Here is a 7,620-nt window from a genome sequence, read left to right on the forward strand (position 1 = left end):
GGCCTAAGCTTTGAAACTATGAGAAAAATGCAGTTCAAGGAGCCATGTCTGCTCTGACCGTATTTTACGCAAGTCCATGGTATTCTGGTTGCCGCGGTCGATCACAGATCAAGGCGACCGCAGGCCGCGGCGCGCCTGAAGCTCCTTCGGAGCTACGGCTACGAGCGCAATTGGTTGGTGGTGAGCCTAGTTGGTCTTCAACTGGCCAACGCGGTTTTCGGCAATCCAGCGAGCGGCAAGCACCAATGCGCCCATGCTGAAATCCTTGCCGTGCTTGGTCACCATTTCTTCCGACAGTTTGGCGAGCCGTTCGAAAAATTCGTCCTTGCTCTCATCCTCGGGGGTGGCTTCGGTTTGCATTATTTCCTCCTGTTGCATGCGCCCTGCCTTTGCGGCGGCGCTCTCGGCTGATCAATGAGCATCGGCGACGGCACGGCGACCCTGTAGCAGGCGGCGGTTTGTGTGAGCCAATCATGAAGGCCTACCGCCAGGAAGCACTGGCGCCTGAGCACGCAAGTCGGACTTGAAATATGAAGGCGCGCGGCGCACGATGACGCAGAAATGCACCAAGAGGGAGATGGGGCGGAGGGCTGGAGCGTAGTAGCGCTTGGAGGAAGCCATGAACGTCAAATCGATTCTCGAGGATAAGGGTCGAGCCGTCGAGACGATCGGCCCGAACGAGATGCTCGCCGTGGCGATCAACAGGCTCGCCGAACACAGGATCGGCGCACTGGTCGTTACCAATGGTGATCGCAAGGTGGTCGGCATCGTGTCCGAGCGCGACGTCGTCTGCGCCTTGGACAAGCATGGGGCTGCGGCGCTGGAGCAGAGTGTCCGTCACGCAATGACCGCCAAGGTCAAGCTCTGCACCGAGAACCACACGGTCAACCAGGTCATGGAGATCATGACCACAGGCCGCTTCCGCCACCTGCCCGTGGTGAAGAACGGCCAACTCGACGGCATCGTCTCGATCGGCGACGTGGTGAAGAAGCGCATCGAGGAGGTCGAGCACGAGGCCGAAGAGATTATTCACTACATCTGGGCGGGGTAAGCTCGCCAAAGGCCCGCCGTCTGGCCGCGACGTCCTTTTTTCAGGTTTTCAGGGTTTCTGATCCCGTGCCGAACCTCCTTCGGCAGCCTGAATAACGGATAAGCAGGCTGCGGGATCGCACACCGTATCAGATACTGAGACTTGGGCATACGTAGCGCCAAACCATGTAATCTTGAGAAAAATCCGATACTAGGGCACAATTTGTAGACGCATCTGAAGTGCGCAGCTATCTCAAAGCCGGCCGTCTTGCGCCGAGGGACAGATCGCGGCGGAGGGTTGGCGTCGATGGATCAGGCGTTCTTTCTTCTGTTCGCTGCGGCGTCCGTGATCACGGCACTGACCGTGGTCCTGGCGCGGAATCCGGTTCACAGCGCATTGGCGCTGATGGCGTGTTTCCTGCAGATCTCGGCAATCTTCGTGTTGCTCGAGGCACCGTTGCTCGCTGTCATCCAGATCTTCGTCTATGTCGGCGCAATCATGGTCCTGTTCCTGTTCGTGATCATGATGATCGATGTGCGCGAAGCGGTGTTGCAGCGGTTCTTGCCGGGCGGCAACCTGCCGGCTCTGGTGCTGCTCGTCCTGCTTGGGGTCGAGATGCTTGTACTGGTGCTCTGGAGCGACCGCTTTTCGGTCACGGAGCCCGTCGCGATGCGCGGCGGCGATCAGATCAGGCAGCTCAGCATGACACTTTTCGCCGACTATCTCCTACCGTTTGAAGCCGCCTCCGTGATCCTGCTGGCGGCCCTAGTCGGCGCCATCGTGCTGGCGCGGAAGGAGCAGGGGTGATGGTTCCGCTCTGGTGGTATATTTTGCTCGGAGTGGTCCTGTTCGTGATCGGAGCGGCGGGCGTGCTGCTCAGGCGCAACATCCTGGTCGTGCTGATGTCGCTGGAGTTGCTGCTCAACTCGGTCAACATCAATTTCATCGCTTTCGGGCGTTACTACGACGATTTCCGCGGGCAGATCTTCGCGATCTTCGTCATCGCAATCACCGCGGCGGAGGTTGCGGTCGCCCTCGGGATTCTGGTCGCCCTCGTGAGGAACAAGTCCACCCTCAAGGTCGACGACGTGACCATGATGAAAGGATAGCGGCTTGGACCCGGTGATATCGATCCGGCCGCTGCTTGCCGTCGCCGTCGCAGGCCTGGCGGCCCTTGCAGTTTTCGTTCTGAACAACCGCGAGAAACTCCGCGATCTCGTCTCGCCCTTAGCCGCGATCGCCATGTTCGCAATTGTCGCCTCGATGGCACCCACGGTGCTGGCCGGCGGGACGGTCGATTTGCGCCTGTTCGAGATTCTGCCGGGGATCGACTTCGCTTTCCGGGTCGATGCGCTCGGCATGGTGTTTGCCACCGTCTCGTCGCTCTTGTGGATCGTGGCGGCGATCTATTCCATCGGCTACATGCGCCACCTGAACGAGCACGCGCAGACCCGGTTCTTCGCCTGCTTCGCCGCCAGTCTGGCGGCGGCCGTCGGGGGCGCCTTCGCCGCCAATCTGTTCACGCTGGTGATCTTCTACGAGGTGCTCAGCCTCGTTACCTATCCGCTCGTCTATCACCATGAGGACGAAGAGGGATGGACGGGTAGCCGCAAGTATCTCGTCTATTTGATGGGGGCGTCGAAAAGCGTGCTTCTCGCCGCGCTGGCGCTGACCTACCATCTGGCGGGGTCGCTCGACTTCGTGCCAGGCGGGCTGCTGGCCGGGGTCGATGCCTCGCCGGCGCTAATGACCGTGATCTACTTCTGCTATCTGTTCGGCTTCGCCAAGGCCGCGGTGATGCCGATGCACGCCTGGCTGCCTGCCGCGATGGTCGCGCCGACACCGGTCAGCGCACTCTTGCATGCGGTGGCCGTGGTCAAGATGGGCGTGTTCTGCGTGCTGCGGGTGGTGTTCCATGTCTTCGGCACGGGGCTGGTGGACGGGCTGGGGCTCGGCATCGCAACGGCCTATCTGGTCTCGTTCACCATCCTGATGGGTTCCATCTACGCCCTGACGCGGGACGACCTGAAGGCGCGGCTCGCCTATTCGACGGTCAGCCAACTCTCCTACATCGTGCTGGGCGCGGTCCTGCTGTCGCCGGTCGCGATGGTCGGCGGGATCATCCACATTGCGGCGCATGCGTTCTCCAAGATCACGCTCTTTTTCTGCGCCGGGTCGATCTATTGCGCGTCCGGCAAGCGGAACATCAGCGACATGGCCGGCATCGGCCGCAGGCTACCCTGGACGATGGGCGCGTTCTTCGTGGCCTCGCTCAGCATGATCGGGGTGCCGCCCACCGCGGGCTTCGTCAGCAAGTGGTATCTGGCGCTGGGCTCGGTGGAGGCGGGGGAGATTGCGTTCCTGGTCGTGCTCTTGGTGAGCTCGGTCCTGAACGCCGCGTACTTCCTGCCGGTCAGCTATGTCGCTTTTTTCGGGACGGAGACACAGGAAAGTCCGGCGACGGTCCGTGAAATTCCGATGGTGACAATCCCGCTGGTCGCGACCGCGATCCTGTCGGTGTCGATGGGTATTTTCCCCGGCTATTTTCTCACCCTGGCGGAAGGAGTGGTCAGATGATCAGGCGTGTCGTCAATTTCTTTGGTGAGGCGAGATACGCGGAGCAACGCCGCCGGCTGTTTTATCTGGCGCTCGTTCTGATCGTCATCGCCGATTTTCTGGTCCCCCGCGAACACGCTGAATACCTGTGGGACCGCTTGCCGGGCTGGTCGGCCGTCTATGGCTTCTTGTCCTGCGTCCTGCTGATCTTCGTCTCCAAGTTCCTCGGCCATCAGGGCGGGTTGATGCGGCGCGAGGACTATTATGATTGACTTCGTCCATCCCGCCCTGCTGTTCATTCTTGGCGCCCTGCCGATCCCTTTCCTGAAAGGATCAATCTGCAAGGCCTATCTGATGTTGATTCCCACGCTGGCGATCCTCGCCGTGCTCACCGTGCAGCCAGGCAGCTACGGCGCGGCGGAGTTCATCGGGCAGGAAATCCTGATTGCGAAGGTCGACAAACTGAGCATCGTCTTCGCCACCGTTTTCACCATTATGGCGCTGATCGGCATGGTCTATGCGCTGCACCTGACGGGCGCCGGAGAGCATGTGGCGGCGTTCGTCTATGCTGGCAGCGCGCTCGGCGTGGTGTTTGCTGGCGACTACCTGACCCTGTTCTTGTTCTGGGAAGCCATGGCGTTTGCCTCTGCCTATCTGGTTTTCGCCCAGGGAGGCGAGCAGGCGATCCGCGCCGCGTTCCGCTACCTCATGGTCCATATCACTGGCGGCGTCGCCCTGCTCGGCGGCGTCATTCTCCACGGGCTCGCCAGCGGCTCCTTGCTCTTCGGCCCGATCGCCGGGGGGATGGACGTCGCCGCCTACCTGATCCTTGCCGGGTTCATGCTCAACGCCGCGGTGCCGCCGCTCAACGCCTGGCTGACTGACGCCTACCCGGAGGCGACCGTCACCGGGGCGGTGTTCATGAGCGCCTTCACCACCAAGACCGCCGTCTACGTGCTGGCGCGGGCGTTTCCGGGGACCGAACTTCTGGTCTGGCTCGGCACCATCATGGCGCTTTACGGCGTCATCTACGCGGTGCTGGAGAACGACTGCCGGCGGCTCCTGGCCTATCACATCGTCAGCCAGGTGGGCTACATGGTGGCGGGCGTCGGCATCGGGACCGAGATGGCAGTGAACGGGGCTTCCAGCCATGCCTTCGCGCATATCCTCTACAAGGCGCTCCTGTTCATGGGTGCGGGGGCGGTGATCTACGTCACCGGGCGGCGCAAGCTCACCGAGCTTGGCGGGCTCTATAGGACCATGCCGCTGACCGTGGCGCTCTACATGGTCGGCGCCTTCGCAATCTCGGCATTTCCGTTCTTCTCGGGCTTCGTGACCAAATCGATGGTGGTGGCCGCCGCCGGGCAGGATCACCGCGCGCTGGTGGTGCTGGCGCTGACGATGGCGTCGTCGGGGACCTTCCTGCACACTGGGCTCAAGCTCCCGTATTACATGTTCTTCGGCACGGACCAGAGGCTGGAGGGGCGGGAGCCGCCCCGCAACATGCTGGTTGCAATGGGCATGGCGGCGGTGCTGTGCATCGCGATCGGGGTGTTCCCCCAACTACTTTACGCGCTGCTGCCCCATCCGGTCGACTTCGAACCCTACACCGGCGTCCATATCACCGAGAGCCTCGGCATACTGATGTTTACCGCATTGGGTTTCGTGCTGTTCCTCAGGGCGCTCGACCCCGAGAACACCATCAGTATCGACACCGACTGGTTCTACCGCAGGGCCGCGTGGTACTTCACGTGGCTCGCCGAAAAACCGCTGGCGCGTTACGAGAAGGCGGTGAGCGACATCTCCGAGACCGCGGTGCTGCCCTTCCTGCATGGAACCGCACGGGCTGGACTGCGGATCGATCTCAACGGTGTGGACGCCGTCGTCAACGGCGTCGCCCGTTCGATCCTGCGCGGTGGCGGCGCGCTGCGACAGTTGCAGACCGGCGTCGTGACCCATTACGCGCTGGCCATGATCGTAGGTGTGATCGCAGCCATCGCCGTCTTCGCTGTGGTGTGGCGGTAGGGGTGCGATGGCGGTCCCGCTGCTTAGCCTCATCGTGTTCATGCCCGCCGCCGGGGCAGCGGTTCTGATGTTTCTCCGCAGCGACGAGACGGTGCGGTGGACGGCGCTAGGTGTCACCGTCCTCGACCTCGCTCTCTGCATCGCTATGCTGGCCGGCTTTGACACCACTACCCACGAGATGCAGTTCACCGAGACGCGCCCGTGGGTGCCCGCGCTCGGAATCACTTACGCGCTCGGCATCGACGGAATCAGCGCGCTCTTTGTATTCCTGACTGCGTTACTGGGCTGGATCTGCGTGCTCGCCTCGTGGGTCGCGATCGACCGCAAGGTGAAGGAGTTCATGGTCAGCCTGCTGGCCATGCAGGCGCTGATGCTGGGGGTGTTCTGCGCGCTCGACCTGTTCCTGTTCTACGTCTTCTGGGAGGCGATGCTGATCCCGATGTACGTAATCATCGGCGTCTGGGGTGGCGACGGCCGGGTCTATGCGGCGTTCAAATTCTTCCTCTACACGCTGGCGGGCAGCCTTCTGTTCCTGATCGGTGTCATCGTGCTCTATTTCCACGGCGGCGAGACTTTCGACATCCTCGCCCTGACGGCGCAGGATTTGCCATTCCGGGTTCAGTCCTGGCTGTTCTTTGCCTTCCTGATCGCCTTCGCAGTCAAGGTGCCGATGGTCCCGGTCCATACCTGGCTGCCGGACGCCCATGTGCAGGCGCCGACGGCGGGCAGCATCATCCTCGCCGGAGTGCTCCTGAAGATGGGCGCCTACGGGTTCCTGCGATTCTCGCTACCGATGCTGCCGGAGGCGTCGCTGCATTATTCGACGCTAATGCTGGCCCTTTCGGCGCTTGCGATCGTCTATGGCGGGTTGCTTGCCTTGGCGCAGGATGACCTCAAGAAGCTGGTTGCCTATTCCAGCATCAGCCACATGGGCTTCGTGACGCTGGGAATTTTCACGTTGAACCTCCGTGGGCTCGAGGGCGGCATCCTGCAAATGTTCAATCATGGCGTAACGACGGGCGCGTTGTTCCTGTTCGTCGGTCTGATCTACGAGCGGACCCATACCCGCAGCATCGCGGATTATGGCGGGCTGATGAAGGCGGCGCCGGTCTATACCGCGTTTCTTGCGCTGTTCACCCTGTCGTCGATGGCGCTGCCGGGAACGAATTCGTTCGTGGGCGAGTTGCTTGTGCTGTCGGGCGCGTTTGCGGCCAATCTGGCTGTCGGCGCCGCCGCCGTTCTGGGTGCTCTGCTGGGCGCGGCCTACCTGCTTGGCATGTACAGGAAAGTCGCGCTCGGTCCGGCCAGCGTCGGCGCGCCGTTCAAGATACGCGACGTGAACGCCCGCGAGATGGTGGCGATCCTGCCACTGGCCGCCTTTGTCCTCTGGGTCGGGCTCTATCCGAAACCCTTTCTCGACATCATCGACGCATCGTCGAAGCATCTGCTGGCGCAGGTGCACGGCAGGGGGGAAGGCCCATGACCGACGCCGCGCTCTACCAGTCGATCCTTGCGAGCCTGCCCGAGATCGTCGTGGTCACCGGCGCCTGCAGCCTCCTGATCCTGGGTCAGATTGTGCCAAAGGGGCCGGGGCATTTCCTCGTCTGGGCTTCCGCTGCAACCGTGCTGGTTGCGGCCCTGGCGACACTGTTACTGGCGGGCGAGGTGCGGCCGGCCTATTCGGGCATGTTTATCGCCGACCGCTTCGCGGTCTTCTTCAAGATGGTGTTCTACCTTTCGACCATCCTGACGTTCCTCCTGTCGCGAAAATATGCCGAGATCGAGGAGATCGCGTTGAGCGAATACTATGTCCTGCTGCTCTTTGCGCTTTCCGGCATGATGATCATGGCCTCGGCAACCGATCTTCTGTCTATCTATGTCGGCCTTGAGCTGATGGCGCTCTCGACCTATGTGCTCACCGGCTTCCTCAGGAAGGAGCGGCGGTCGAACGAGGCGGCGCTGAAATACGTGGTTCTCGGCGGGGTCTCGACAGGAATCTTCCTCTGCGG

The 7,620-nt window shown here is 61.9% G+C and carries 9 protein-coding genes and 1 pseudogene; 9 read left to right on the plus strand and 1 reads right to left on the minus strand.

The features are described 5' to 3' along the window. Nucleotides 1-186: 186 nt before the first annotated feature. Nucleotides 187-360 carry a hypothetical protein gene (locus EOA85_RS37630; RefSeq protein ID WP_164759793.1) on the minus strand — a complete coding sequence of 58 codons (174 nt, stop codon included), beginning with the start codon at nucleotides 358-360 and terminating at the stop codon, nucleotides 187-189. Between the two features lie 32 nt (nucleotides 361-392). Here EOA85_RS37630 and EOA85_RS21790 point away from each other — a divergent pair. The 9 genes and pseudogenes from EOA85_RS21790 to EOA85_RS21830 all read left to right on the plus strand — a co-directional run. Continuing rightward, a pseudogene (locus EOA85_RS21790) lies at nucleotides 393-500 on the plus strand (DUF2161 family putative PD-(D/E)XK-type phosphodiesterase); the annotation flags it as partial. A gap of 119 nt (nucleotides 501-619) precedes the next feature. After that, complete coding sequence (locus tag EOA85_RS21795) at nucleotides 620-1,051, plus strand: CBS domain-containing protein (RefSeq protein ID WP_065007016.1); 432 nt, start codon at nucleotides 620-622, stop codon at nucleotides 1,049-1,051. Nucleotides 1,052-1,336: 285 nt separating this feature from the next. Then, nucleotides 1,337-1,837 (plus strand): NADH-quinone oxidoreductase subunit J, encoded by a 501-nt coding sequence (locus EOA85_RS21800; RefSeq protein WP_023800377.1) that lies wholly within the window; start codon nucleotides 1,337-1,339, stop codon nucleotides 1,835-1,837. Then, nucleotides 1,837-2,139: an NADH-quinone oxidoreductase subunit NuoK gene (gene nuoK / locus EOA85_RS21805; protein WP_023800378.1), complete on the plus strand. Its 303-nt coding sequence runs from the start codon at nucleotides 1,837-1,839 to the stop codon at nucleotides 2,137-2,139. The genes EOA85_RS21800 and nuoK overlap by 1 nt, the downstream gene beginning before the upstream one ends. Before the next feature lie 4 nt (nucleotides 2,140-2,143). Next, nucleotides 2,144-3,607 carry a monovalent cation/H+ antiporter subunit D family protein gene (locus EOA85_RS21810; protein ID WP_127211128.1) on the plus strand — a complete coding sequence of 488 codons (1,464 nt, stop codon included), beginning with the start codon at nucleotides 2,144-2,146 and terminating at the stop codon, nucleotides 3,605-3,607. Beyond that, entirely contained in the window at nucleotides 3,604-3,858 is a 255-nt protein-coding gene (locus EOA85_RS21815) for a hypothetical protein (protein WP_065007018.1), read from the plus strand. The genes EOA85_RS21810 and EOA85_RS21815 overlap by 4 nt, the downstream gene beginning before the upstream one ends. Further along, on the plus strand, nucleotides 3,851-5,611 hold the full coding sequence (locus EOA85_RS21820; protein WP_127211129.1) for a Na(+)/H(+) antiporter subunit D: 1,761 nt from the start codon (nucleotides 3,851-3,853) through the stop codon (nucleotides 5,609-5,611). The genes EOA85_RS21815 and EOA85_RS21820 overlap by 8 nt, the downstream gene beginning before the upstream one ends. 7 nt (nucleotides 5,612-5,618) lie before the next feature. Then, on the plus strand, nucleotides 5,619-7,094 hold the full coding sequence (locus EOA85_RS21825) for an NADH-quinone oxidoreductase subunit M (RefSeq protein WP_127211130.1): 1,476 nt from the start codon (nucleotides 5,619-5,621) through the stop codon (nucleotides 7,092-7,094). Continuing rightward, nucleotides 7,091-7,620: proton-conducting transporter membrane subunit (locus EOA85_RS21830; protein ID WP_281033768.1), on the plus strand; the 530-nt coding region annotated here is incomplete at its 3' end. The genes EOA85_RS21825 and EOA85_RS21830, both read left to right, overlap by 4 nt.

Source organism: Mesorhizobium sp. M5C.F.Ca.IN.020.29.1.1, from assembly GCF_003997375.1.
Lineage (GTDB): Bacteria > Pseudomonadota > Alphaproteobacteria > Rhizobiales > Rhizobiaceae > Mesorhizobium > Mesorhizobium wenxiniae.